This window comes from Bacillus cereus group sp. MG20 (assembly GCF_040459885.1).
In the GTDB taxonomy this organism is placed as follows: Bacteria; Bacillota; Bacilli; order Bacillales; family Bacillaceae_G; genus Bacillus_A; species Bacillus_A cereus.
This window is the reverse complement of record NZ_JARVHF010000001.1, coordinates 4,714,605-4,740,134: the sequence shown is the minus strand read 5'-3', so window position 1 is coordinate 4,740,134 and position 25,530 is coordinate 4,714,605. Positions and strand designations below refer to the sequence as shown.

Here is a 25,530-nt window from a genome sequence, read left to right as displayed (position 1 = left end):
TGTTTTTCTCCTTTATCTCTATTTTTGAAGAAAATGCTGTATTGTTCGCACCGTTTCTATCATGTGTGAAATAACAGCTATTAAATCATCAACATGGTCTTCTGTAATCGCTTTTTGAAATAGAACCTCTACCTTATTATGATATGAAATCGCTTGCTTATTATATTCGTATGAAACTTTCTGCATAATCATTCTTTCTTTTCCCCATATAGAACGCATTAAAGTTTCAATTTCTTCGCATCCTACTTCTGGTTGTTCTAACGGGAATGAAAATGCTAGCTTCATTTCACAACCTGGTGTAAACTGAGGCACTTCTAGTATTTCACCAGACAAGTTCTTTGCATCCACAGATAATGAAAATGTTGCTTCTACTAATGGTTCGAACGGTTCTGTTAATTGAAATGAGATATGATATATACGACTTAATGAGGCAAGGTCCATCATATCTTTTCGATCTGTTACAAGAATATCTCCATGTAGATCAAAATCATACACAGCACCTTCTACGATTACTTTTAAATTGTCAAAAGCAGTTGGATCAAACATAATTTCCTCCAAAAAACAGGCGCCTTTCGATGGAAAGGCGCCACTTGATGTATATATAGTTTACAGATAAACGAGATGAATTACAACCTTTTAGAATAAACCTACTGCTTTTCCATCTTCATTTACATCCATTTGAAGTGCTGCTGGTTGTTTTGGAAGACCTGGCATTGTTAACATTGTACCTGTTAACGCAACGATAAAGCCTGCACCGATAGATGGTTTTAACTCACGAATTGTAACGATAAAGTCAGATGGACGACCTAATTTTGTTGCATCGTCAGAAAGAGAGTATTGTGTTTTCGCCATACAAACTGGTAGGTTACTCCAACCTTCTCCTTCATATTGAGCTAATTGCTTACGTGCTTTCGGAGCAAATTCAATATCTTTTGCGCCATACACTTTTTGAGCAATTGTACGAATTTTTTCTTCTAATGGTAATTCTAATTCATAAAGTGGTGCGTAGTTGTTTTCACCTTTTTCGATTTCTTTTAGTACTTTTTCAGCAAGGTCAACTCCGCCTTGGCCACCCTTCTCCCAAACTTCTGTTAAGGATACTGCATAGCCACGCTCATTACACCACTCTTGTAAGTATGTAACTTCTGCATCTGTATCTGTAATGAATTTATTAATTGCAATTACGAAAGGCACACCAAAGCTTTGAATTGTTTCAACATGCTTCTGTAAGTTTTCCATACCTTTTGCTAATGCATCTACATTTTCTTCTTTTAATTGATCTTTTGCTACGCCACCATGCATTTTAAGCGCACGAATCGTCGCAACAATAACAACTGCTTCTGGTTTAATGCCAGCTGCACGAGCTTTAATATCTAAAAACTTCTCAGCGCCTAAATCAGCACCAAATCCAGCTTCTGTAATAACATAATCACCTAATTTTGCTGCCATTGTCGTAGCGATAACACTGTTACAACCGTGAGCAATATTCGCAAATGGTCCGCCATGAATAATAGCTGGTGTATTTTCTAATGTTTGTACTAAGTTTGGTTTTAATGCGTCTTTTAATAATAGCGTTAACGCACCTTCTACACCTAAATCTTTAACCGTTACAGGTTGATTTGCAAAGTTATAAGCAACTACGATGCGAGATAGACGCGCTTTTAAGTCTTGAATATCTGTTGCAAGGCAGAATACGGCCATAATTTCAGATGCGACTGTAATGTCAAAACCGTCTTCACGTGGTACACCTTGTACAGGTCCACCAAGACCAATTACTACGTTACGAAGGGCACGATCATTTAAGTCAACACAGCGTTTCCAAACAATTTTACGCGTATCAATTCCAAGTGTGTTTCCTTGTTGGATATGATTATCAATAAACGCTGCTAATGCGTTATTGGCAGTTGTGATCGCATGGATATCTCCAGTAAAGTGAAGGTTAATGTCTTCCATTGGTACGACTTGTGAAAAACCGCCACCTGCTGCTCCACCCTTTAATCCCATCGTCGGTCCAAGAGATGGTTCACGAAGTGCAATTACTGTTTTCTTACCAATTTTGTTAAAAGCTTGACCTAAACCAACTGTTACTGTTGATTTACCTTCTCCAGCTGGAGTTGGGTTAATTGCTGTTACTAAAACAACTTTACCGTCTTTCTCATCTTGTAAGCGCTTAAAAATATCAAGAGATAACTTACCTTTATAATGCCCGTATGGCTCTAATTCATCTTCTAAAATATTTAAATCAGCTGCAATTTCTTGAATCTTCTTCATACTCGCTTCTTGTGCGATTTCAATATCGGATTTCACTGTTGTAGTAGTTGTCATATACCCTAGTCCCCCTTTAATTGGTTCTGATGATATTGTATCAGTTTTTTGTATTTTCTGCACTTATTTACCTCCTAAAAATTCTTTCATTTCTTTATACGTTTTTTAACATAAATACCCATAAGAATGTTAACGATTGTTGTAACTCTGTAGGTAGTTGACCTAACATCTTCTCATTTACTCCGCGCTTATATACGCCGATGCCATCTATAACTTTAAAACCTTGTTCTTTCGCTAACTGTTCAAATTCCCAAGGCATCATCGTATTACAAACAACGTCTTTTCCATACAAGCGAGGATAACTGTTCTCTCGTGGCTTTGCTGTCGGTCCTAAAATTGCAATACATGCATATCCATCTTTCTTTAACACACGCTTTATTTCATTTAACGCTCGTAATGGCTCTTCCGTCCATTCTAAAGAATTAATTGCCATAATTGATTCAAATTGCTCATTTTCAAATGGTAATGCAGAAAAATCTCCTTTTATAAAAGATAAATTTGGTCCTTCTCCGCGCTCCTTACCTTTTTGAATCATCACTTCCGATAAATCTACTCCCACTGCTTTATAGCCTGCGCTACTTAATTTATATGTACCGTACCCATCACCACAACCAACATCGAGCACTTGTGCTTCTTTCTTTACGTATTGTTCAAAAAACGGAATAATTGTGCTCCTACTCCCGCTATCCCACATTTCCTGACTATTTTTATTCCAAAACTCCGCACTACTATCCCATTTCTTCTCTGCTGATTCATGCCAATTAAATGTTGTCATACATTCCCCTACCTTCACGTATTATCATTCATTTCATTCTACATCATTTTCCAAAATTCCTGTTTTATCCCGCTTGCAGTAAGACACCTACCTCAGAATTCAATGGATGCGGACCAGTTAATGGAAGAGAACTGCTTATAAAAATCCAATTGTTGCTGGCTGATAATCAGTCGTGATGGAAAAAATCCCGCACTTTATCTTCAATAGGAAATGGATATGTTAACGATGGAATACGTATTCTCCAATTTTTGCTTTACTTGGGTTTAACTCATACTCATGTTCTTCTCTTTATGAAAGATACTATAGGTACACCCAATTGAAAGAGAGGGATGTACATGCGAAGAAAGAGAAATCATCATTTTAAAAGTGGTGAAAAAAACGAAGAGTATGCTGCTGAAATATCACCAGCTGGCATTCCAATTAGACATAAGCGTAAAGAAATTGCAAATGAGATAGAAGGTACAAATACCGGCGCAATGGTAGGCTATGTCGCTTTATTTCTTTCGTTATTCTCCATTGCTTTTTATCCAGTTACGCTCGGCTCCCTAGCAATTTTAGTTGGCCTATTAGCTGTCAATTTCGGAGCAAGAACACTTGGATATACAGCAATTGGTTTTGGTAGTTTTTCTGTTTTATTTACTTTACTTTATCCGCTTGCTTTGTCAGCGTTTTAAAAAAACACACCAAGTTATACTTGGTGTGTTCATTCATGATACAACATAATATGACCGCATCCACAACAATGTTTCGCTGTAATTTCTTGAAACACTGGATAATTTTCTTCATCCCTATGCTCAATAAATACTTTTTCAAACCGATACATGTTTGGTGCATATGCCCAATCTTGTTTCGTACGTGCATATAATGTTGAGGAAAAAAACTCCTCACCACCGCAAACGATACATGTGTTCTTCATCGCTATCCCTCCTATGGTTGTCTTACTTCATCTATATGAACATAAGCATAAAAAAAAGACCTTCTATTACTAGAAAGTCTTCTCTGAAACAAAAAGAAATGTACCAAACATTCCTACTCCGCTATATTCTTTTGAAACACCAGCTTCTGTTTTAAATGTTTGCTTTACAGTCATAAAGAATACACCATTTCGTGCATCTGTACTTTCAAATTGTAGTTTTTCTTTTTTACCATCTACATTTTGCGTGCATTCAAAACTACTCTCATTACAATTCAACGCATACTTATCCTCTACATACACTTTAAAATCTGATTCTTTCGGACAAGTTATAAGTAATATTGCCACGAGAATAATACTTACAATACCCACAATTGTATAATATTTCTTCATTTGTACTCCTTTCAAATAACAAGAAAACTTGACTTCATGCGCCAAGTTTTCTTAGTCAACAACCCATTGCCACTCTTGTTCTTTCTTATCAAAAATGAGCCAACCTGTTTCTGTTGCTTCCTCTTTCAATTCATCGATATTATCTAGCACCTCATCCGTACTTTCATACGAACCAACTACATATACCGGAATTTCAAGACCTCTTCTTGACTCAATCTTCCCTGCTAGATCTATGTAAAGACCATCTTCCATTAGTGGAATAAGTCCCATAATCAATTCTTTTGAAATTGCTGGGAAAATTTTTGATTTTTGGAAGAAAGAAAAACGTTTCTTACCGAAAGCACCGAGTTTATACGGAATGACTTTACTTAACATTCCTACAAAATCGGCAATTCTACGATAATACACTTTGTTGTACCATCCGTCATCATGTGAAAAATAAACAAATCTATTTTTCAGTAACGGAAAGAATGTTCTTGCAAGTGGTTCTTTTTTGTGAGCCAAATATAATAATTCTGCAATTTCTTTCGGCTCTAATTCATCTAAATCGCTTGCATCATCAAAATCTACCCAACAAAATTCATCAAATTCATCAATCTCTGCTTGAATTAACTTATGTATATTTTCTTCCTCAACATATTCAAATAAAGTATGATAATGAAAATCCGTCCATTCAAAGTTGTGCTTCAAAAGCAACACTTGATGAAGCGGTGAAGGGATGTTACTCGCAAACTCTTTAAACGTAATTCCTGATGTAATAAAACAATGACCTCGACGATTACCATTAATATATATCATATTCTTTACTTGGTCAGATCCTCCAGACAAAGCACCTAGCCACCTTCGTTTTATATGTTTCAATTCTATAGCATATTTTAACATGAAAAATTTTAGAAACATAGAAAAAACTTCAAAAACTATTTACAATTTCATGTGTTTTATTACATAGTGATTACAAGAAAAAACGCCTGCTCATAAGCAGGCGTTTTTAAAGGATTTCATCAGGGTTTTGAGGATGATGATTTCCCTCTTTCTTTTCTTCTTTTTGGAACATCGATTGAATTTTATCAATTGTTTGTGGAGCTAATTCAATCATTTTTTCTGCTAAATGTGTCGCATTTTGTAAATGAAGAATATTTACTCCATCTTTATTCACCACAAGAAATGCTACTGGTGTAATCGAAACACCACCCGCGCTACCGCCACCAAATGCAGGGTTACCGTTCGCTCTTTGTCCATCATTCGTTTGGAAATCAGAACCTCCTGCTCCAAAACCGAACGCTACTTTAGAAACCGTTAACACCACACCACCGTCAGCCGTTTGAACAGGCTCTCCAACAATCGTATTTACATCAACCATTTCTTTTAAATTTTCCATTGCTGCTTTCATTAACCCTTGAATTGGATGATCCACCGTTCATAACCTCCTTTGTCATATCTTTCCTAGTTTTTCCGAAAGTTTGTGAACTAAACATAAAATTTTATATTGATTTCAAAAAACTTAAGTTGTAATATTTAGAAAAATAAAAAAAGAGGTCGATTCTTTATGATGCGAAAATTAACAAAGAAAGATCATGAACAAGTATTCGCTTACCTAAAAGAAGAAGCAGCCATTAACTTGTTTATTATTGGAGATATTGAAGCTTTCGGTTATGACACAGATTTCCAAGAATTATGGGGAGTATTTAAAGAGAATGGGACATTAAAATCAATTCTACTCCGATTCCACGATTCATTTATACCATATAGTAAAGAAGACTTTGTTACCCTTGATTATGAGGCACTTCTTTCCGCATATAAACCGCTTAAACTCTCTGGCAAGTCAACTATTGTAGAAAGGTTTGAAACTTCTCCAAGTCTACAATTAGGCGCCAAAAATGAAATGTATTTTTGCGAATGTCTAAATGACAACAACTTACCTAGCACGCCTATCCAAGAAACAATTAAACTTGCCACACTAGATGATGTAGAGCGAATTATGCAATTGCGAGGTAACATTGCTGAATTTCCAGTTGCTAATGAATCAGAGAAAATATTAAGACAAGCTCTCAAAACAAATACAGGACGCACATATTATATTGAAAAAGACGGTGCTATTATTGCATCCGCCTCTACTTCCGCTGAAAATTCATTATCCGCTATGGTAGTTGGCGTATGTACACATCCGAATTATCGCGGAAGCGGATACGCTTCGCTCATATTACAAAAAATGATTCAAGACTTTACGAATGAAGGCCGAACGCTTTGTTTGTTTTATAACAATCCAGCTGCTGGACGTATTTATAAACGACTAGGGTTTAAAGACATTGGGATGTGGACGATGTATCGATAATAATGCATAATACACGCAGGAGAGGCTGCCTATTATAAGTAGCCTCTTCTTAACTAATATCTATTCACATGTACTCCGCTTGCCGTTACTATATGATATACTACGTATTTACTTGTTAACGCTTGTTAATTTCTATAACATAAAAAAACAATTTAAATCTTTTATCTTTTCAACTAAACCAATTAGGAACGCTTTATGGTTATTCTCTTTTCTTATTTAGATATATTTTTCGACTTGCTACTGAAATTTTCTAATAAATAGGAAATTCCAATACCTACTCCACCAATAATTAGAGCAACAATAGCTGTTAAAACCTTTTTCCCCATTGGCTGTGGAAAGAAGAAGGAAGAAAAAATAGCACTGCGGTAAAAGTACACATTAAAATATGCCCTTGTTTAAACATGCTTGATTGCTCCTTTTTTCTTTTTCAGATAAAACTATAAGCATAACGTTAAAAGAGGCAACCAGTAGGTCACCTCCCAAGTAAAACGATTAATAATACATGTTACATATTTTCAGCTGTTATTCCATACAATCTATCTCTATTTTGCCCTCTTCTTTTTTCGATTTTTAAATATAATCTCTAACGCTACTACTGTGGTGAATCCTACAGTTAGTTGTAAACCTGTAAACAGCAGTTTATCATTTAAAGGAATACCAGGTGCACTCCACAGCAGCACTGGAGGAACAAGTATGCCAATGATTACTATAGTTCTCATTATCTTTCCCATTTTGTTTCCCCTATCGTATTTTTAAAATCAATATGTATTTTTCAATATTTTTACAATTCTACTAATCTCTCACGTAAAATTAATTCACTCTCATTCAAATACCCTCTATGTATTTCCTCTACAATCTTATCATGATTAAAGCATAACACTTTTTCATCGCCTAAATAACCAACCGGATAAAGAACCCCTACGTAATCAAAATCAAGTTTATCTGCTGAAATGACCATTCTTCCAATAATCATAACAGGTTGGTTTAGATCTTTTAGCTTCACAACTGAACCAATCGGGAAAAGCTCCATCGTCATTCTCCGTTCTTTTTAGATATATTCGACTTGTTACTCAAAATTTCTAATAGATAGGAAATTCCAATACCTATTCCACCAATAATCAATGCTGCAATAGCTGTTAAAAACCTTTTTTCCATTGGCTGCGGAAAAAAGAATGAAGAAAAAAATAAAACCGCGGTAAAAATATACATCAAAATACGTCCTTGTTTAAACATGTGTGATTACTCCTTTTTTTCAGGTTTCAAGAAAAAACCTCCTCCAAAACCTTCGTATGATGCATAAAAACCTTTCTCTTGACCCATGTGAAGCTTATACCCATAAGTCCCTACTCCCAATTCTAAGCGGATTGTTATATCGTGATCACTGAAATACGGAATAATATCCGGAACATCAATTTTCTCTAAAAGCAATTCATACTTGCGCGAACTATATTCCGCACCTACCTTGGCTGTATACTCATCATAACCTACAATACTACTAAAATCGTGCATTTTTTGAGTTACAGTTATATCTTCCATATAAGGAATATCCGTTCGTAAAGTTTATTAGTACCAAGTGCACATACCCCTAAAATAAGAACACCTATAATAAAGCCAATCTTTTTAGGTAATTCATAAGGAGACATAATAGCGACTACAAGTAATATAGCAATTGCAACATATGTAATATATTTTCCGGCCTTAAATGATTGCATATTAATATGCCCCTCTCTTAATCCTTCAATTTATTAGTATCACCTATCCTATAACCATCTCTAACGTATAATCCCGTTTCTTTTCCTAATTAATAGTGGATTATCCCTATCCTTTTTCAAACTTTATTATTGTTTAAATTTGTTATGTATTCGTCCTACCACTTTATTCGCCCCTAAGGAAATAGCTCCTAAAATTAAAACAAAAATAATAAGAGCCATCTTTTTAAGTAGGCTATATGGCAATAACATAGAAAATATAAGAAGTATCGCAACTGCAACATATGTAATATATTTTCCGGCCTTAAATGATTGCATATTAATATGCCCCTCTCTTAATCCTTCAATTTATTGGTATCACCTATCCTATAACCATCTCTAACGTATAATCCCGTTTCTTTCCCTAATTAATATTGAATTACCTCTATCCTTTTTCAAACTTTATTATTGTTTAAATTTGTTATGTATTCGTCCTACCACTTTATTCGCCCCCAATGAAATAGCTCCTATAATTAAAACAAAAGTAATAAGAGCAATCTTTTTAGGTAGGCTATATGGCAATAACATAGAAAATATAAGAATAGACGATGTATCGATAATTAAAAGCCGATTTAAAATCGGCTTTTATACATACTCATTTTCTTTTCTCATGCTTTCGCTTCCCTCATTCAGACTATTATACTCACTTCAAAGTCATAATTACCTGTCTTTCAAAAAACCCAAACTCTTCGTACATCTCTTTTGCAAAATTCCCAGCAAATACATTCAACCTAATTTCTGAATATTTCTCCTTTAATTCCTTAATACCAGCTTCCATCAGTTCTCGCGATAATCCTCTCCCGCGATATTCTGGGAAAACGTACAATTCATATATAAATCCAAGTTTTTCACGAGAAAAATAGTCTGTATTTTCCCCTATTAATATCCATCCCATTACTTTATTTTCTTCTTTAATGATTAAATAATATGCTCCTTTTTCTACAATCGGCTTTGTAATTTCAATCGCTTTCTCGGTACTTAATTGACAATTCCCTCTCGTCCCTTCAAAAAGCGATTGAGCCGCATATTTTAATATTTCATTGGTATCTTCTTGATTCGCCTTAATTATCATTTTTTACAACTCCCCTTGAATAATAGGCATTACTATCCCTTGTTCAAGATTCTCCGCTTCCATAACAATTGCCGTTAATCCTTGTTCTGTACTTGTTTCATGGAGCTCTCCCTTCTCCCAAAACACAGCTTGTCCCGCCTCTACCTTTATCTTTTCTTTATTTGCCCCACATACATATCCTGCTCCGTCCACAATAAGAAGCAGTTGAGATACAACTGCTTCATGATTACCGATGATTCCATTCTCGTGTAAATGCATAGCACCGATATGTACATTTCCTTGATGGTTTACTATTTTCGACATTATGAAATTAGATTGAAATACTGATATGTGCTTTCCTACTTTTTCACTAAAATCAAAAATTTTCATTGCTAGTCCTCCTTATACGTATAAAACCATCCTTACTGTCTGCATCATATGTCCTTCAAAGTCTTCTTCAAATTGCTCTAATTCAGCAAAACCTTTCGCTTCATAAAAGCGTTTTCCTTTTTCATTTGCTGCTTCTACATGTATGTACAATTTACGTATCCCATTTAATTCCTTAATCCCTCTTTGTAATAAAGCACTTCCGATCCCTTTTCCTTGCTGATCTGGTAACAAATAAATAGCACCTAATTCCGCTTCATTTTGTAGTCTAACAGGTGAAAAGTTAGCAAATCCTATTACTTCTCCCTCTTCTTCCGCAACGAATAAATGTGTATTTTTAAGACGATATTTCATTTTTTCATCAGAATATGCCTCGTCTAAAAAACTGTCTTGAATTTCTCTTGGAATAATGCCTTCATATGTATCATGCCAAGCTATTTTTGCTACTGATTGTACAGCGTGAATGTCTTCTTGCTTCATTTCTCTAATTACATATGTCATCTCGATGTCTCCATTCTCTTTAAATTATATTCTGCTAATATACTAGAAGAAATGGCAGAACCATTTTTATAATTCACCTTAATTAATTTTAATTTCTCAATTGAAGCTGTTGCAAAATCAAATTTTTCATAAATATATTCCATTACACTTAAAAACTGCTTTGTATGTAATCTATTTGCAATCGTACAATGCGGAACCCATTTTCCCGGTACGTAATATGAATTTGGATTGTCATGAAAATTTTTAAAATAATCATGATAAGAATGATGAAGTTTTAACAATTCATCGGTAACAATCGGTGCTAGAAAGACCGTTCCATTAGTAGGAAAAATTCCAACAGAAGGAAAAGTTACTGCGTCCATATTTTCTTGAATAGCTACAAACTCCCCTAGTTTCTCCGTATACAAATGAACATCTAACTCATTATAATCCGCAATCGTGATATGAGGTTCTACTCCAGCTAATTGATTTGTTCCCATTATATTCGTTAATTCATTTTGCAGTTCTGTAATTTTATTAGTAAATACACGATCAAATGTAGCAATAATAGCGTACAAACTTTCTCACCCCTTCGTTACACATAGTGCTTCCCATTCTTCACGAATCATTCCCATTCGAATAGAATCATAGTATGTTCCTTTATAATAACGACACTTTCGCATTCTACCTTCTAAGCTCATTCCTATTTTCTCCGCTACTTTCATCATTCGTTCATTGCCAGACCAAGTCGTGATTCCTACTCTACCAATCTCCATTTTTTCAAATAGCAAATCTCTATATAATGTCAATGTTTCTGTACCGTATCCACCATTCCAGTATGTTGGGTCATAAATCACAAGCCCCATCTCTAACCAACGCGTCGGTTTATATTCCCAATAAAACCCGACTGTCCCAATGATTTGACCGTTATTTTCTATAATTAAATTTGACAGTGGTTCTTCTTTCAAACGAGTTTGCATCTTCTCTTTATAGGAAGAGTATTCTTGCATTGAGAACGGGAAATATGGCGCATCCCATTTCTTCCACTCTGGGCTTTCTTCTTTAAATATGATATTCCATAATGTTTCTATATCCGATTCTTCTATTGTACGAATTGTAACTTTCTTCCCCTTTAATACAACGTTTTGCATAATTCCCTCCTGCATTCACCTTTATTTCATATATAATTATAATGTTTTTTCAGAAAAATCAAAACCAATATCATATATTATATTGTATAATTTTGTTATAAGATACCAATTATTGATTTAGAAAACTGGTGATTCAATGAATAATCAATTTAGTATTGCTTTATTTCTCACTATTATTACGACAAATATTATTCTATATTTCTTCTTACCATCAAATATTGTTACGAAATGGGACTTCAATGGAACGCCTACATCAACAATGGATAAAAGCACTTTTGTAATCGTAAATATAATTATATGTTCCTTCTTATTCTTTGTATTTTTAGCTTTATCTAAAGCAGCGAGTAACCAGAAATTTCTCCATTGGATCGGCAACACAATGTTACTATTCTTATTTTTTGTCGATATTGTCATTGCCCTCATCGCTCTTGGCTTTTCACTTCCTCTTGATCATTTCATATTTTTAGCATTAGGGCTTTTATTTATATTAATAGGTTATTTCAGTTCCAAAATTGATACGACTAAATCAACCGTTTCATTAGAATGGAATGATAAGCACCTCGAAAAAAGAGCTTCAAATATTAGTAGTATTTCAATGATGATAGCAGGTATTTTCCTAGCGGGGCTTCCACTTATCGTTTCTGCTCCGTATAGAGGTTATGGCATACTAGCGATTATTTTAGGAATGACGCTTATCATTCTACCAAGTACGATTTATTTACTTATTAAAGACAGCAGGCAGTCCACTCATTGAAAAGGTTAATAGGGAATAAAAAATAGGAGGTTACATCCCTCCTATTTCAGCTCAATATATTACTTTCCTTCTTATTCAGCTCAAGCAAAATGCCTTTCTCTATCCACCCCTCTACACCATCTTTTTTAATTAAATCATATCCTGAACAACTACCATCAATGAGAGAAACGATATCTCCTTTTCTAACGCTTATTTGCGCACAAGAAATATCAGTTTTCACTGTATATTCACCTGACTCAAGTTGTTTCATGTATTCATTTTTTACAGTGAGTAATTTATTTGTTTCCTTTTGCTTACATATTGTGTAATCTTGCATCTTCTCGATAGGCTCTATGTAATAATACGGATATGTCACTCCGCCCTGCATTTCTGAATTCGCATTAAAATCCGCTATTACTTCGTACCCTGGAAAATAGTCTACATATGTATAAGAAAACGTATCGCCCGTTTGTTTCCTCTGAATGATAAATGCATTTAATTGTCCTGCTTCTTTAATTGCATTTCCTCCATCTATTGCAATAATTTTTTTCTCCTCATCAATAACTGGATTGTTAGACGGTGCTTCTTCAGAATAGTTCACGACAGGCCAATGACCAACTATTACATACTTATTTGCTTTATGTGATTTATAAAAAAACTCTGGCATTGCTATCGCATTTTTGCGCTCTGTTTCTTTCCAATCTACTCTATCTTCTAGCCCGGCATGCACAAAAATATAATCTTCTGTTTCAATCGCTGTCGGTAACTCCGTTAGCCAATGTATTTCTTGTGAAAATTCACTTTGCAATGCTTCTCTCACTTCACGAATTGAAGTGCCTTCATGAACTGAAAAATCCAATTGCTCTAGCCATTCATTAAAAATCGAATGCTTTCTCGTACATAAATAATTAATAAGACGAGGATTTTCATTTAGAAGAGCATCAACTAAAACTTCACAATTTCCTTCAACAACGTGAACCTTTGAATTGTTCTTTACAAGATTCATAACATAGTTTACTACGCCTACGCTATCTCGTCCTTTCTCGCAAAGATCTCCATTAATAATTAAATAATCTTCATCTTTAAAGTTAACTTTATGTAGTGCTTCTTTTAAAAGATTTAATTCTCCATGAATATCAGATATGACGATAACTCTAGCATCATTAGGGATTGATAGTTTCTTTATTTTCTTCAAGTATAAGCGCTCCAATCATTCTCTTTATTAAATTAAAATAATTCGACAAAATACACTATATAACCTTTTCAAATACATATACCATAACTTACAACCTATTTACGGTTTAATAATAACTTAAAAAATAAGAAGAAGCTGTTCCCAACTTTTGCGGGACAACTTCTTCTTATTTTTTATAATTCTTTATGAAAAGAATAACTCACTTTATCATACCCTTCTCTTTCATAAAAACGATGCGCATCAATTCTTGCAAATGCTGATGTGAGGACGATAAATTCACATCCGTTTTCCTTTCCCCAGTTCTCTATATACGAAAGTAATACATTTCCATGTCCTTTTGAACGATGTGCGTCTGCCGTTACAAGGTCATATACGAAAACGTGCTTCTTATTATAAAAGTTCGTACAAATCGCTACACCTGCAAGGCTAACAACTTCATCCTCCTCATTACGCAGCGAAAATAGTTTATAATTTTCTTCTTTCATATTTCGAAATAAAGAGCTTGTTTCCTCTTTTGAAAGTTTCGTTCTTAATTGCTGTAAAACAGGTAATACTTCATATAATTGCTCTTCTGTTACTACTTCTTTAACATTCATTTTTAACTCTCCTCTAACTATTTATTTAATTTTCTAAATGTTGTATCATTATTATAGAAAGTAACTGCCCTTTACTTAAGTGACAGTTTAAGTATTTTTTATAAGGCCAGTTTTAAAGGAGAGTTTTATATGGATTTTACTATCCCATTGCAATTACAAAGTAACACACCTATTTACTTGCAAATTTACGACTATATAAAAGCTGAAATTATACAAGGGAGTATTTCTGTTGGCACACGTCTACCCTCACACAGAAATTTAGCATCACAACTTAATATTAGCCGCATCACTGTTGAATCAGCTTATCAACAATTATTAGCTGAAGGTTATGTAGAAAGTAAACCGAAACGTGGTATTTTTGTAGCAAATTTCGATATTGACGTTATCCCAAACAAAAAACGAAATGCAGCAATGAAGACGAGCAATTTAATAGACGAAAAATTCGAATATGATTGTAGCCAAGGGCTTATTGATCAAAATACATTTCCGATTACAAATTGGAAACGAGCATTACAAGAATCCATTCTTACATACGAAAATGCACTATTTGCCAAAGAAGACCCTCAAGGTGAATTCGCTCTTCGAGAGCATATATCAACATATTTATATCATTCTCGCGGTGTACATTCTTCACCTGATCAAATTGTGATCGGTGCCGGAACGCAGCCACTTCTCTGGCTACTACTTCAACTGCTTGGCCCTACAAAAGAATACGGCATTGAAAACCCTGGATTTCACCGTATACACGCAATCATTAAAAGCTGTGATAGACAAATTCATCCCATACCATTGGATGAAAAAGGTATTGATATTTCTAGCTTATATAATACAAATGCCAATGTCGCATACGTTACACCATCACACCAATTTCCACTCGGGATTATTATGCCTTTATCTAGAAGAACAGAATTGTTAAAGTGGGCTAATGATTGCAGCGGATACATTATTGAAGATGACTATGACGGTGAGTTTCGCTACGCTGGTAAGCCGATTCCTTCTTTGCAAAGTCTTGATTCAAATGAACGCGTTATTTATATGGGGACTTTCTCAAAATCTTTTTTACCTTCTTTACGAATGGGATATGTTGTTTTACCACCACATCTTTTAAAAATATATCAAGAACTGCATGGAATTTTTAAACAAACAGTCGCTACAATACAACAACTTGCTTTTGCTAACTTTATACAAAGCGGGAATTGGGAACGTCATCTTAACCGGAGTCGTACACTATATAAAAGAAAACATCATACGTTAGTAAAATCCATTATGAAAGAAATGGGGGCTAATGTTCAAATTCTTGGCGAACAGTCTGGACTTCATATTGTTTTATGTGTAAATAACAGTATGAATGAAAACGAACTGATTGAATCCGCTAAAAAACAAAGCGTTAAATTATACCCGCTTTCTCCATATGATTTCGTGAATGATTTACGTAAGGAATCATACGTATTACTCGGTTTTGGTAGCATTCCAGAAAATAAAATTGAAACGTTGGCTATATTATTGAAAAACGCTTGGTTCCCTAGTTGCAAGGAAACTTGTTAACAGTGGGTTTAACTTGTAACATACTAACAATTCAACAAAATAAAAAAGAAGGCTGTTCCAAAATAACTTTTTGGACAGCCTTCTGCTAGTTATTCACCTGACCTAGCTTTCCTTCCCGGACGTTTCACACCAGTCGTTTCTGTTGAATAAGAAGCTTCAATTATAGCGGTTGGATCTACAGAGAGAACGAGATCTTTCATTTTCGGATAAATGAATCGGTTTGTAATGCAATAAATGATTCTCTTATGCTCCCCTAAAAAACCACCTTCTCCATGTAGATACGTAACAGATAGTTGCAATTCTTTCATAAGTAAATCGCCTATTTCTTTATTCTTACCAGAAATAATCATAACGCTCTTACCTTGATTTATACCATCTAATATAAAATCAATCATTTTCGTAACAATATAGAAAATGGCTAATGAGAACATCGCTTGTTCGATTGAAAATAAAATGGCAACAAAGATGAAAATAACTGCATTTACTGCAAGTAAAAATGTACTAATCGGTACATTAAAGTGTTTATTCATCCAAACTGCTAACATTTCCGAACCGTCAATTGCTCCACCCATTTTAACAACAATCCCAACACCAATTCCGAACAGCACTCCACCATAAAGTACAATTAATAACTCAGAAGTCGTAATTGCTGGAAATGGTTTTAAATAAATTAATCCGAGTGTTGTAACTACATTCGCATAAGATGTACGGATAAAAAATTTCTTTCCCATTACTTTTGCAGTAAATAATAAAATTGGGATATTAATTCCTAAGAACACACCATAAAGCGGCAATCCTGCGACTTTATTTGCCATAATAGCAATAGCCGTTACCCCGCCATCTACTAATCCATTAGGTGCTAAAATAAGCTCTAATGAACCTGCTACTATAATTGAGCCCATTGTTAATAATACGTATTCAAATACTTTCTTCATTCATTACCCCCAAAACTTATATATTTTCTTAGTATTATTTTAACGTAATTTTACTACTAATTCAAAGGTATCGATTTATATACAAAAAAGTTTCACCTTTATCGCTATTTTTATGTAACACGTAATACTAGAAACACACTTACAAATTAAAAGTAAGTGTGTTTCTAACATCTATTTAATCTTTACGTACGGCTTCATTTTTAATTCAAATATTTCCTCAACTGCCCTTTGATATCCACCAGCATTTCTAAGCGACTCTCCCACTTTACGACTATTTTCCTTAAACGTCACATCATCCATTACTTTCTTTACAGTCTCACGTAACAATTCAGAAGTTAACTCGTTACGATTAAGTGTTATGCCTGCCCCTACTTCAGTCAATCGTTTTGCAACGAATGGCTGATCTCCTGTTACCGGAATTACAACTAATGGAACACCGTAATATAACGCTTCACTCGAACTATTCATACCACCATGTGTCACGAATACATCAGCATGCTGTAAAACTTCTAATTGCGGGACATAATTATACAACTTAAAGTTTTTCGGGATATTTTCAAATTGACTTGTATTTATCTTCTTACCAACGACTAATACGACTGTCGCATCTACATCTTTAAACGCTTCAAAACATTTTTCATACAAAGCAGGTTGTTCATTAAAAACTGTTCCCATAGAAATGAAAATCACTTTTTCATTTTTTAAATCTTCGGTAGGAAAACTCCCCACTTCTTTTCGAGTAGCAATTGATGGACCTACAAATTTATACGATTCATCAAATAAATCTGAACGCGGCTGATATTCTTTTGAAGTATATACAATCGTAATATCACCAGGATGGTTCATAATATCATACATACTATTACATTTCATTCCATAGTGCTTATTCCATCTTTCCATTCCCGCTAAACAAGATTGATATAATGGATTTATTTCGTCTACTTGTCTCGATTCTTGCCCATCATGAAAATTAATGTACTGATTAACAGCAAACGTTGTACAAGATGAAACGCTTGGTAATTGTAAAATATTTGCTATAATACGTCCTACTGGAAAATGATTATCATATATTAAATAATCATATTTTTCCTCTTTTGTTTCTTCTACAATTTGAGTAACAATACGCTCTGATGCTTCAATCATATGAGATAGCATCATCAAAGGGCTCCCACCTTCATTTACTCGTTCCATAATATTAATTTGAGAGAGAAAATTCTCAAACACTCGGAATTCCGCACCTGTTGCTTCAACCTTCTTTCTATAATCTTCAATACAATAAGAAACAACTGTTTCCCCTCGCTGAATTAACTGACTTACAATAGCTAAAGTCGGATTAATATGACCTTCCCCAGGGAAATTTATTACGAGTACATTTGCCATAACATTCTCTCCTATCCAATTAATATAACAAAATTAACAATTAATTATATTAATTATATTAATTAATTTAAGTCTATTATAAATGAATGCATTCTACTTCTTCATGCTTTTCTCTTCATTTTATTATTGAGAAATATTTTCTATAGTCTACATTATTGTGATTCACAATCTTATAAATAAATGCTTACTTTTACTCTTCATAGATTTAAAGATACGAGTCTTACATTCAAGTATTACCACTATTATTTTTAGACAATTCATACAAAAATAGAGAAATATAATATTTTTAATGAGCTTTCACTATAAATGTAAGTATGCTTTCAATCTTTTTATCTTTATCCTCATAACACATCATCTGTTATATAATGAATTTATAGAATTTACAGAAAAAAGGAGTCTTTTCATGCTACAACAACTATTCAATTCACCTATTCTATCCGTTCAGGCCTTGCACCCAGGTTATGAAGATCATGCAAGTGATGTTTTTCTCGTTCAAACAGAAGATACAGAAGTTATCGTTCGTACCTCTAAAATGAATGAAGAACCAAATAATGATTTTTGGTGGGGATGTAAAAATCTATTTGGAATTGATCCAAGGAACGTCCATCATTTAGAAACTGTACATACATTGCTGCAAGAACATACGAATCTTCCTATCCCAACAATATTAGAAAAACATGTTTTAAATGGCCGTGAATTTGTGGTGGTCGAAAAGTTAGTAGGTAACACAGTTCAATCTTTTATCGAGCAACCAGATTCTATTTTATTTAGCCTAGGAAAAGGACTTGCAGAAATACATAAGTTTAAAGCCGATTTTATAGGAAATCCGTCAGGCACGTTCAAAATTCCACTAAATGAATTCCAATCACATATTTTAAACGTGAGTAAAGAGCTTGTGAATATGTTTTATTCCGATGATGAAAGCATACAAGATGCATTTCCTACCTTTGAATCACAGCTTTCTTCCCTGTCCGTACCAAAAGAAGCTACACTCGTCTTACTTGATATGGACCCTACCCAATTTTTATATGACGGTACAACTATTACGGGTTTAGTAGATACTGAAGCTTACGCGGTTGCCCCGCGAGAGTTTGATTTTATCGGACTAGAATATGTACTTACTGAAAAAGAAGCACATGCCTTTCAAAGTGGTTACGAAACAATTATGCCTATTCCTCATCTTGTAGAATGTAGACAACCATATCGTTATTTATACCGACTGTTATCTGTGCAAGGTAGTGTGGAATTAAAGGAATGGTTAAGTTACCCATCCTATTTTTAAATACAAATGAGAGGGAGTATACAATGGATATTCAGAAAAAGCGTTCTGTAACAGAAAGTGAAATACAGCAAATGAAGGATTTGGCTTATATTTGCGGGCAACAAGACAATCTTGATTACTCTTCAGATTTACATATCAACTTTTTAAAAAATCGAAATGAAGATCATATAAACGATTTTCTTCTTTATAACGGTACTCAATTAATTGGCACTTTAAATATGTATGATTTCGAAAGACCAACAAAGCTTGAACTAATAGGCTTTGTACATCCTCATTTTAGAAAACAACGTTTCGGAACTACCCTTTTACAAACTGCAATGAAAGAAATACAAAATAGAGAGACAGATGAAGCTCTTCTTATTATCAATGGGGATTCTATTTCTGGGAATGAATTTATAAAACATATGAAGTTACCGTATTTATATAGTGAATATAGTATGGAGTTCAAAATAAACGAAATTCAAAAAACAACAGATAATAATATACAGCTTACTCTTGCATCTTCAGAATCACTGCTTGACCTTATTGAGATTTCTAGTAAAGCTTTTGGTGATTCAGTAGACAATACGGCTACATGGTTACAAAAAATGATGACTTCACCTTCTCATAAAGTTTACAGTGCTCTTATTAACGAAAAAGCTATTGGAACAATTACAGTTACTGAGCAAGAACAATCTACTACATTATCAGGATTCGCTGTTCATCCTTCTTATCAAGGTAAAGGATATGGAAAAGATATTCTTAGTTATATGGTACATACCCTTATTACAGAAGGAACTTCAACAATTGAATTAGACGTCGAAACGAAAAATAACCATGCTTTAAAACTATATACACAATGTGGTTTTAAAATTAAAACGAAGCATGACTATTATAATTTAATGAATAGCACGGAGAATATTTATGTCTAAAAAACTTATTTATTCTGATTATGATATTTTCGCATCTATTTATAATAAACATTGGGGACATTTTGCCGAACACTCCTATCTAGCTTTTGAAAAACTCGTTTTACAATATGCACAACCACATTCTCATATTTTAGATCTTTGTTGCGGGACTGGTCATCTTACTAGGAAACTACTTGATAACAATTTTGTAGTAACTGGTATAGATGGTTCTACTCAAATGATTGAATATGCACGTGAAAATGCGCCAGATGCAACCTTTTTCGTCAATGACGCTCGCTATTTCAATATAAATGAGCAATTCCACTACGTCATCTCTGCCGGTGATAGTTTAAACCATATTATGAATTTAGATGAACTAAAAAGTGTGTTTCACAACGTTTACTCCGTATTACATAACGAGGGTATATTCGCATTTGATATGAATATGGAAAAAGGATTTCTTGAAAACTGGATTGCTTCGTTTCATATTTCAGAGAAAGAATATGTTTGTACGATTGATTCTACATTTGATAATAAAAACAAAAAAGCAGAAATGAATTTCATATTATTTACGCGTGATACAAATGATATTTGGAAAAGAAGTGACTTTTCTTTTAAAGAAACATGTTACACTAAAGACGAAATTACTCATGCATTACAATCTGTAGGTTTTAAAAATATTCAATCGTACGGTACAAATAGAGCATTTTTCACTTGCCAAAAATAAAAAAACTGAATCTAAATGATTCAGTTTTTTCTTAATATATTTACAACTGCAGTTGTTTCGTCATTTTCTTTATAAACACGCGGAATTCTTCTATCTAGCATACATGTAACTTCATAGTTTATTGTACTTAACATATCCGCTATTTCTTCTACTGTGATATTTTCTTCACCTTGTTTACCGTAGAATACTACTTCGTCTCCTACTTGTACTGGCATCGCTTTTGAAACATCCAACATTAACTGATCCATACAAACACGGCCAATTACAGGTACTCGAACCCCGTTAATTAACGCATAGCCTTTATTAGATAATTGACGATTATAACCATCAGCATAACCAATTGGTACAGTCGCAATCCATTCTTCACCAGTTGTTACATACGTATTCCCATAACTTACACCACGATTTTTCTTCGCATGTTTAATATGAGCCACTTTTGATTTTAACGACAACGCAGGCTGTAAAGAAACGACTGAATGATCCACCTCTTTTGATGGATACATACCGTACACTCCTATTCCAACGCGCACCATATTTTGAAATGTGTTACTTAATTCCATTGATCCTGCACTATTTGAACTATGAATATATGGTATTTGAATTCCTAATTCTTTCGCTGTATTAACAGCTTTTTCAAATAAACTTGTTTGCATATTCGTATATGATTTATCGATTTCATCTGCCGTAGAGTAATGCGTAAATATCCCTACTACTTCTATATACTCCATACGGTTTAATTCTTCTAAAAATGGTTTAACTTCTTCTTCTTGTAAACCGATACGACTCATTCCTGTATCAATTTTCACTTGAATTTGTACTTTCTTTTGAAGACTGTTTGCAATTTCATTTATACCATGTAAATCTTCTACTCTATAAACAGTCATCATAACGTCATATTGAATTACATCTTCTACAGCCGCTACTGGTGTGTATCCTAAAATTAAAATCGGCACAGTAATTCCTGCTTCTCTTAATTCTATTGCTTCATCTACAAATGCAACTGCAAGTTGATTTATTCCAGCTTCAATTGCAGCTTTGGCAACTTCAACTGCCCCATGGCCATACCCATTCGCTTTTACAGCAGCCATCATCTTAATTTCTTCATCATTTACATGTTTTTTAAATTCTTTTACATTATGTTTTACAGCATTTAAGTCAATTTCTACAATTGTATCTCTTCCATATTTCAAACTCATTGGTCTAACTCCTAACTCAATAATTGCATTCCATTCTATTTCACGTTTCATATGACCTTTTACAATATAATACTTTTCATTATGCTAGTCAAACTACTAGAATTTTCGGAATTTTGAGTATGATATAATATCCTCAAGAAACTATTATATACGGAGACGAGGAGAATTACAATGTTTGTTCAATCTGCATTACATCAACTAAAAGTTGCTATTGATACTTCTATTTATATGCTTAACCAATATAGTGAAAACGATTTAAAAATACAACCGATTCACTCAAAACGATCATTATTTGAAATGTGTACACATCTTTCTCTTATTTGTCATGCTGATTTGCTCATTTTAAATGGTATTCCAGAAAAAGAATTACATACCTTTTATATAGAACATACGCCCGTAACAGTTGCTCAAATGCAACAAACGATGATTGAAGGATACAACCTTCTCTCCAAAACATTTCTTTCCTACTCCCAAATAGAATTAGCAGAAGTTATGACTGCCTATTGGGGTATTTCTTATTCGCGCTTTGAATGGTTACTTGAAATCGTTGCACACTTTTATCATCATCGTGGACAAATTCATCTTTTATTATGTGAGCATATGAAAGATCCTCGCATTCCTTTATTTGAGTGATTTTCCACTTATTCATTAATTATAAATAGAGAAGCTACAAAACCAATAAAAAGTAGCATTCCTAATAAAATAAATGTTTGAGCATACCCTCCTATTTTCATTAGATAAATAGAAATAATAGGTCCTATACTAGTACCTAAAAATAAAATAAAAGTATAAATAGATACTGCTATTCCCCTCGCTTTCCCTCCTAATTGACCTACAAGAGAAACTAAAGACGGAACGGATATAGCAATACCTATTACAAAACAGACACTCATCATTACAAGTAGAGATAGATACGAAACAAAGCCCATTGAACTTAGACTAAAAATAGCGATCAACAATCCTCCCTGAAGAACTTTTCTTACTTCAAACCTCTTCGTTAAACGACCTGCAAGCGGTGACAGCAACATACCAAATAGCCCCGCTAAGCGAAAATAAAGAATTTGTTCTGCAGTTAAATTGTAAGTAGGAGAGCTCAAATAATTCCCTAAAACAGTATACATATTAACAAAAGCCATTAATAAAACAAATGCAATTATATAGCTTAATACTAAGCTTTTATTTGTAAAAACTTTACCCATCTGTTTAATTGGCCCCAAAATATCAGTATAGGATTGAGACGTCTCTCCTTTCGGAAGAGAATAATAAACCCATATAGCAGTACTTATATAGACAATGCTAAGAAGAAAGAAAACCATATGCCATCCAAAATGCTGACTAACAGCAGTACTTATTACCTGCCCTACAATTCCAGCTACTAAAAAACCAGTACTAACAAATCCTATTGTTGTAACCCTTCTTTCTACTGGGAACATTTCTACAACGTAGGCTAGCGCTACTGGAGAAAATGTAGCTGCTGCTATCCCTTGTATACCTCTAAAAATAACAAGCCAAAATAAACTATCTACAAACCCTAAGCAAAAAGAAACAATCGACAGTGCAAGCAATCCAATAAAAATCACTTTTTTTCGTCCATATTTATCAGAAATTGCCCCAAATAACAAACACCCTATAGCAAAGCCAACAGAAAATATACTTCCTGTAGCTGCCGATTGTGCTAATGACGTATTAAAAATGTTTGAAAATAGAGAGATTAAAGGTATTGTTACATATAGGCTAGACATAACTACCATACCCGACCAACATAATACTGCTGTCATTATTGTATAATTCTTTTCACTATTTACTTCCTTTCCTATTTCCATCATAAACTCTCTCCCTTATTACGATTTGTTTTTATTAGTTTAAACTCTCTAAATTACTAAAATAGCATTCCTTTAACTCTTATTTATTTTAATTACATAGCAAAAATTATCACCGTTCATAAAGTTAGTTAAGCATATAATAAGGTAAGCTAATTATATGTCCAAATAAATAAGTTGATCTTCATAATCAACTTATTTACCTACCTTCTCCTAATTTCACCTGCATAGTTGTTTGCATTTTATTTAATAGCTTTTCTAAAACTTGACGCTCTTCTTGATTAAAGCCATCAACTAACGAAGCGCAAGATAACCAAAAAGTTGGTAAAGAATGTGTAACTAGTTCTTTTCCTTTCGGAGTAATTTTCACCTTTAATCTTCTTCGATCTTCAGAATGGTGGAATCTTACGATTAACTCTCGTTTCTCCATCCAATCTAATAAGCCAGTGACAGAAGCACGTGTAATCCCTAATCGACTCGCAATATCCGAAGGACTCATGTTCACCTCTTCCCCATTCGCTTCCATTTCACGCAAAATAAACAATAGTAAAAAATCTAATTTACTCTCTGAAATACCAAGCGGAGCTAAATCTACGTCAACCGCATCAAGAACATTATCAGACGTCCATAACATTAACAAACCAAGTTTTGCTGCGATTGGATCCGTTTCCGCTGATGCTGTCTTTTTGATTAACTCTGCGTACGGCTCAATCCCTAAAGGAAGAGAATCTTTTCTTGAATCCATTCATCTTCACTCTCCTTTCTCATTAAATAATTAGCTTACCTAATTACTTTCTCATTATACTCATATTTTTCCTTTTATTGCAAGCACATTGTTGAACAAAAAAATCCTATTATTAAAACAGGATTTTTCACACTGACTAGCTATCAGTTTTAAATAATGTGCAACTTCTTTAAGGCATAAGAAATTCCGCCTTCACTCGCCTTCGTTGTAACGAAATCAGCCCTTCTCTTCAACTCCTCTCCACCATTTCCCATCGCAACTCCTAATCCTACATACTGCAACATCTCAATATCATTTCCACCATCACCAAAAGCAATGGCTTCTGATTTACTAATATTTAAATGTTCCAATACTTTTTGAATTGCAGTTAGCTTCGATACTTTACTATCTTCCAATACATTCATAACGTAACCATGAAAACGGTCAAACGTAAGTGCTGGATATCTTTCAATGAATTTTTGAGCTTCTGCTTCATCAGCATACAGACATATGCAATACATCTCATCTGACAAGTTTTTAACTTTGTCAGGATACCGCTCTAAATTTAAAGTTTCATTTAACGCTCGTATGACACGTTCATCTTTGGAGGCAATATCATTCATTGCAAATTCTTCTGTAAAGTAAGAAACACTGTGACCATGTAATTCAGCAAAATTTGAAATATCATGAACGATTTCGCTTGAAAGTACTGATTTATGTATAACTTTTTCCCCACATTTTATATGTGCACCATTTGCAGAAATATACGTTTTTATGCCTAGTCCCTTAAATTGTGAGCATAAACTATATGGTCTCCCTGTTGTAACAACTACATGAACTCCATTATCTATTAACCTTCGTATCGCTTCTTTTGTACTTTCGTGCATACTTCTATCAATCTCACTTAATAACGTACCGTCAACATCGAAAAATACAACTTTGTACATAAGTT

The 25,530-nt window shown here is 33.9% G+C and carries 34 protein-coding genes and 1 pseudogene; 8 read left to right on the top strand and 27 right to left on the bottom strand.

Annotated elements, in window-relative coordinates; genetic code table 11:
- Window positions 1–18: 18 nt before the first annotated feature.
- The 3 genes from QCI81_RS24425 to QCI81_RS24415 all read right to left on the bottom strand — a co-directional run bounded on the left by QCI81_RS24425 (window position 19) and on the right by QCI81_RS24415 (window position 3,100).
- Complete coding sequence (locus tag QCI81_RS24425) at window positions 19–546, bottom strand: hypothetical protein (protein ID WP_000460216.1); 528 nt, start codon at window positions 544–546, stop codon at window positions 19–21.
- Window positions 547–636: 90 nt separating this feature from the next.
- The gene (locus QCI81_RS24420; protein ID WP_014482011.1) at window positions 637–2,325 is read right to left on the bottom strand and encodes a formate--tetrahydrofolate ligase; all 1,689 of its coding nucleotides are present in this window, start codon (window positions 2,323–2,325) and stop codon (window positions 637–639) included.
- Window positions 2,326–2,419: 94 nt separating this feature from the next.
- Complete coding sequence (locus tag QCI81_RS24415) at window positions 2,420–3,100, bottom strand: class I SAM-dependent methyltransferase (protein WP_000206576.1); 681 nt, start codon at window positions 3,098–3,100, stop codon at window positions 2,420–2,422.
- 335 nt (window positions 3,101–3,435) lie between these two features.
- Here QCI81_RS24415 and QCI81_RS24410 point away from each other — a divergent pair, with 335 nt between their 5' ends.
- The gene (locus QCI81_RS24410; protein WP_001253201.1) at window positions 3,436–3,774 is read left to right on the top strand and encodes a hypothetical protein; all 339 of its coding nucleotides are present in this window, start codon (window positions 3,436–3,438) and stop codon (window positions 3,772–3,774) included.
- Window positions 3,775–3,803: 29 nt separating this feature from the next.
- On the opposite strand, the gene QCI81_RS24405 is transcribed toward QCI81_RS24410, so the two are convergent.
- From QCI81_RS24405 to ytfJ, 4 genes are all read right to left on the bottom strand, one after another.
- Window positions 3,804–4,016 carry a hypothetical protein gene (locus QCI81_RS24405; protein ID WP_000798747.1) on the bottom strand — a complete coding sequence of 71 codons (213 nt, stop codon included), beginning with the start codon at window positions 4,014–4,016 and terminating at the stop codon, window positions 3,804–3,806.
- A gap of 69 nt (window positions 4,017–4,085) precedes the next feature.
- A complete protein-coding gene (locus QCI81_RS24400) occupies window positions 4,086–4,406 on the bottom strand; it encodes a hypothetical protein (protein ID WP_000761184.1) in 321 nt (106 codons plus the stop codon).
- A 51-nt stretch (window positions 4,407–4,457) separates the two neighbouring features.
- A complete protein-coding gene (locus tag QCI81_RS24395) occupies window positions 4,458–5,234 on the bottom strand; it encodes an oxalate:formate antiporter (RefSeq protein ID WP_000014087.1) in 777 nt (258 codons plus the stop codon).
- 160 nt (window positions 5,235–5,394) lie between these two features.
- Window positions 5,395–5,820, bottom strand: a complete 426-nt coding sequence (ytfJ, locus tag QCI81_RS24390) for a GerW family sporulation protein (RefSeq protein WP_000349991.1) — start codon at window positions 5,818–5,820, stop codon at window positions 5,395–5,397.
- Window positions 5,821–5,952: 132 nt separating this feature from the next.
- Between ytfJ and QCI81_RS24385 the strand changes: the two genes are divergently transcribed.
- Window positions 5,953–6,738, top strand: coding sequence for a GNAT family N-acetyltransferase (locus QCI81_RS24385; protein WP_000984746.1), 786 nt, complete (start codon window positions 5,953–5,955; stop codon window positions 6,736–6,738).
- Window positions 6,739–6,950: 212 nt separating this feature from the next.
- Here the strand turns inward: QCI81_RS24385 and QCI81_RS24380 are convergent.
- The 12 genes and pseudogenes from QCI81_RS24380 to QCI81_RS24325 all read right to left on the bottom strand — a co-directional run bounded on the left by QCI81_RS24380 (window position 6,951) and on the right by QCI81_RS24325 (window position 11,555).
- A pseudogene (locus tag QCI81_RS24380) lies at window positions 6,951–7,141 on the bottom strand (hypothetical protein).
- Between the two features lie 139 nt (window positions 7,142–7,280).
- On the bottom strand, window positions 7,281–7,469 hold the full coding sequence (locus tag QCI81_RS24375) for a hypothetical protein (RefSeq protein ID WP_000516417.1): 189 nt from the start codon (window positions 7,467–7,469) through the stop codon (window positions 7,281–7,283).
- A 50-nt stretch (window positions 7,470–7,519) separates the two neighbouring features.
- On the bottom strand, window positions 7,520–7,768 hold the full coding sequence (locus QCI81_RS24370) for a DUF4176 domain-containing protein (RefSeq protein ID WP_000418713.1): 249 nt from the start codon (window positions 7,766–7,768) through the stop codon (window positions 7,520–7,522).
- A gap of 2 nt (window positions 7,769–7,770) precedes the next feature.
- The gene (locus tag QCI81_RS24365; RefSeq protein ID WP_000476183.1) at window positions 7,771–7,971 is read right to left on the bottom strand and encodes a hypothetical protein; all 201 of its coding nucleotides are present in this window, start codon (window positions 7,969–7,971) and stop codon (window positions 7,771–7,773) included.
- 6 nt (window positions 7,972–7,977) lie between these two features.
- On the bottom strand, window positions 7,978–8,274 hold the full coding sequence (locus QCI81_RS24360) for a hypothetical protein (protein ID WP_002093967.1): 297 nt from the start codon (window positions 8,272–8,274) through the stop codon (window positions 7,978–7,980).
- Window positions 8,262–8,450, bottom strand: coding sequence for a hypothetical protein (locus tag QCI81_RS24355; protein ID WP_003270359.1), 189 nt, complete (start codon window positions 8,448–8,450; stop codon window positions 8,262–8,264). Before QCI81_RS24355 ends, QCI81_RS24360 begins: the two co-directional genes overlap by 13 nt.
- Window positions 8,451–8,576: 126 nt before the next feature.
- Window positions 8,577–8,765 carry a hypothetical protein gene (locus QCI81_RS24350; RefSeq protein WP_071730049.1) on the bottom strand — a complete coding sequence of 63 codons (189 nt, stop codon included), beginning with the start codon at window positions 8,763–8,765 and terminating at the stop codon, window positions 8,577–8,579.
- A gap of 364 nt (window positions 8,766–9,129) precedes the next feature.
- Complete coding sequence (locus QCI81_RS24345) at window positions 9,130–9,558, bottom strand: GNAT family N-acetyltransferase (RefSeq protein ID WP_071730047.1); 429 nt, start codon at window positions 9,556–9,558, stop codon at window positions 9,130–9,132.
- A 3-nt stretch (window positions 9,559–9,561) separates the two neighbouring features.
- Window positions 9,562–9,927, bottom strand: coding sequence for a cupin domain-containing protein (locus QCI81_RS24340; RefSeq protein ID WP_000688070.1), 366 nt, complete (start codon window positions 9,925–9,927; stop codon window positions 9,562–9,564).
- A 12-nt stretch (window positions 9,928–9,939) separates the two neighbouring features.
- Window positions 9,940–10,425 carry a GNAT family N-acetyltransferase gene (locus QCI81_RS24335; RefSeq protein ID WP_000222825.1) on the bottom strand — a complete coding sequence of 162 codons (486 nt, stop codon included), beginning with the start codon at window positions 10,423–10,425 and terminating at the stop codon, window positions 9,940–9,942.
- On the bottom strand, window positions 10,422–10,982 hold the full coding sequence (locus QCI81_RS24330; RefSeq protein ID WP_023521767.1) for a 2'-5' RNA ligase family protein: 561 nt from the start codon (window positions 10,980–10,982) through the stop codon (window positions 10,422–10,424). The genes QCI81_RS24335 and QCI81_RS24330 overlap by 4 nt, the downstream gene beginning before the upstream one ends.
- Window positions 10,983–10,988: 6 nt before the next feature.
- Window positions 10,989–11,555 carry a GNAT family N-acetyltransferase gene (locus tag QCI81_RS24325; protein WP_001181849.1) on the bottom strand — a complete coding sequence of 189 codons (567 nt, stop codon included), beginning with the start codon at window positions 11,553–11,555 and terminating at the stop codon, window positions 10,989–10,991.
- Between the two features lie 136 nt (window positions 11,556–11,691).
- Between QCI81_RS24325 and QCI81_RS24320 the strand changes: the two genes are divergently transcribed.
- Window positions 11,692–12,309 (top strand): DUF1648 domain-containing protein, encoded by a 618-nt coding sequence (locus tag QCI81_RS24320; protein ID WP_065483356.1) that lies wholly within the window; start codon window positions 11,692–11,694, stop codon window positions 12,307–12,309.
- Between the two features lie 46 nt (window positions 12,310–12,355).
- On the opposite strand, the gene QCI81_RS24315 is transcribed toward QCI81_RS24320, so the two are convergent.
- On the bottom strand, window positions 12,356–13,483 hold the full coding sequence (locus QCI81_RS24315; protein WP_023521765.1) for a metallophosphoesterase: 1,128 nt from the start codon (window positions 13,481–13,483) through the stop codon (window positions 12,356–12,358).
- Between the two features lie 173 nt (window positions 13,484–13,656).
- On the bottom strand, window positions 13,657–14,079 hold the full coding sequence (locus tag QCI81_RS24310) for a GNAT family N-acetyltransferase (protein WP_071730046.1): 423 nt from the start codon (window positions 14,077–14,079) through the stop codon (window positions 13,657–13,659).
- 129 nt (window positions 14,080–14,208) lie between these two features.
- Here QCI81_RS24310 and pdxR point away from each other — a divergent pair, with 129 nt between their 5' ends.
- A complete protein-coding gene (gene pdxR / locus QCI81_RS24305) occupies window positions 14,209–15,624 on the top strand; it encodes a MocR-like pyridoxine biosynthesis transcription factor PdxR (RefSeq protein WP_023521763.1) in 1,416 nt (471 codons plus the stop codon).
- An 89-nt stretch (window positions 15,625–15,713) separates the two neighbouring features.
- Here pdxR and QCI81_RS24300 read toward each other — a convergent pair whose 3' ends face one another.
- Window positions 15,714–16,559, bottom strand: a complete 846-nt coding sequence (locus QCI81_RS24300; protein WP_023521762.1) for a YitT family protein — start codon at window positions 16,557–16,559, stop codon at window positions 15,714–15,716.
- 171 nt (window positions 16,560–16,730) lie between these two features.
- Window positions 16,731–17,939 (bottom strand): macrolide family glycosyltransferase, encoded by a 1,209-nt coding sequence (locus QCI81_RS24295; RefSeq protein WP_071730044.1) that lies wholly within the window; start codon window positions 17,937–17,939, stop codon window positions 16,731–16,733.
- Between the two features lie 403 nt (window positions 17,940–18,342).
- Here QCI81_RS24295 and QCI81_RS24290 point away from each other — a divergent pair, with 403 nt between their 5' ends.
- The 3 genes from QCI81_RS24290 to QCI81_RS24280 are packed head-to-tail and all read left to right on the top strand — an operon-like array spanning window position 18,343 to window position 20,838.
- Window positions 18,343–19,221, top strand: coding sequence for a phosphotransferase family protein (locus tag QCI81_RS24290; RefSeq protein WP_063547111.1), 879 nt, complete (start codon window positions 18,343–18,345; stop codon window positions 19,219–19,221).
- 23 nt (window positions 19,222–19,244) lie between these two features.
- Entirely contained in the window at window positions 19,245–20,132 is an 888-nt protein-coding gene (locus QCI81_RS24285; protein WP_023521759.1) for a GNAT family N-acetyltransferase, read from the top strand.
- Entirely contained in the window at window positions 20,125–20,838 is a 714-nt protein-coding gene (locus tag QCI81_RS24280) for a class I SAM-dependent methyltransferase (RefSeq protein WP_000038481.1), read from the top strand. Before QCI81_RS24285 ends, QCI81_RS24280 begins: the two co-directional genes overlap by 8 nt.
- 20 nt (window positions 20,839–20,858) lie before the next feature.
- Here the strand turns inward: QCI81_RS24280 and alr are convergent, their stop codons facing one another.
- The gene (gene alr, locus QCI81_RS24275) at window positions 20,859–22,034 is read right to left on the bottom strand and encodes an alanine racemase (RefSeq protein ID WP_071730059.1); all 1,176 of its coding nucleotides are present in this window, start codon (window positions 22,032–22,034) and stop codon (window positions 20,859–20,861) included.
- 171 nt (window positions 22,035–22,205) lie between these two features.
- On the opposite strand from alr, the gene QCI81_RS24270 reads away from it, so the two are divergent.
- Window positions 22,206–22,667 (top strand): DinB family protein, encoded by a 462-nt coding sequence (locus QCI81_RS24270; RefSeq protein WP_000498006.1) that lies wholly within the window; start codon window positions 22,206–22,208, stop codon window positions 22,665–22,667.
- Between the two features lie 8 nt (window positions 22,668–22,675).
- Here the strand turns inward: QCI81_RS24270 and QCI81_RS24265 are convergent, their stop codons facing one another.
- The 3 genes from QCI81_RS24265 to QCI81_RS24255 form a co-directional block, all read right to left on the bottom strand.
- Window positions 22,676–23,857, bottom strand: a complete 1,182-nt coding sequence (locus tag QCI81_RS24265) for an MFS transporter (RefSeq protein WP_023521758.1) — start codon at window positions 23,855–23,857, stop codon at window positions 22,676–22,678.
- Window positions 23,858–24,053: 196 nt separating this feature from the next.
- A complete protein-coding gene (locus QCI81_RS24260; RefSeq protein ID WP_000378333.1) occupies window positions 24,054–24,599 on the bottom strand; it encodes a MarR family winged helix-turn-helix transcriptional regulator in 546 nt (181 codons plus the stop codon).
- Window positions 24,600–24,748: 149 nt separating this feature from the next.
- Window positions 24,749–25,525 (bottom strand): Cof-type HAD-IIB family hydrolase, encoded by a 777-nt coding sequence (locus QCI81_RS24255; RefSeq protein ID WP_000278970.1) that lies wholly within the window; start codon window positions 25,523–25,525, stop codon window positions 24,749–24,751.
- Window positions 25,526–25,530: the final 5 nt, after the last annotated feature.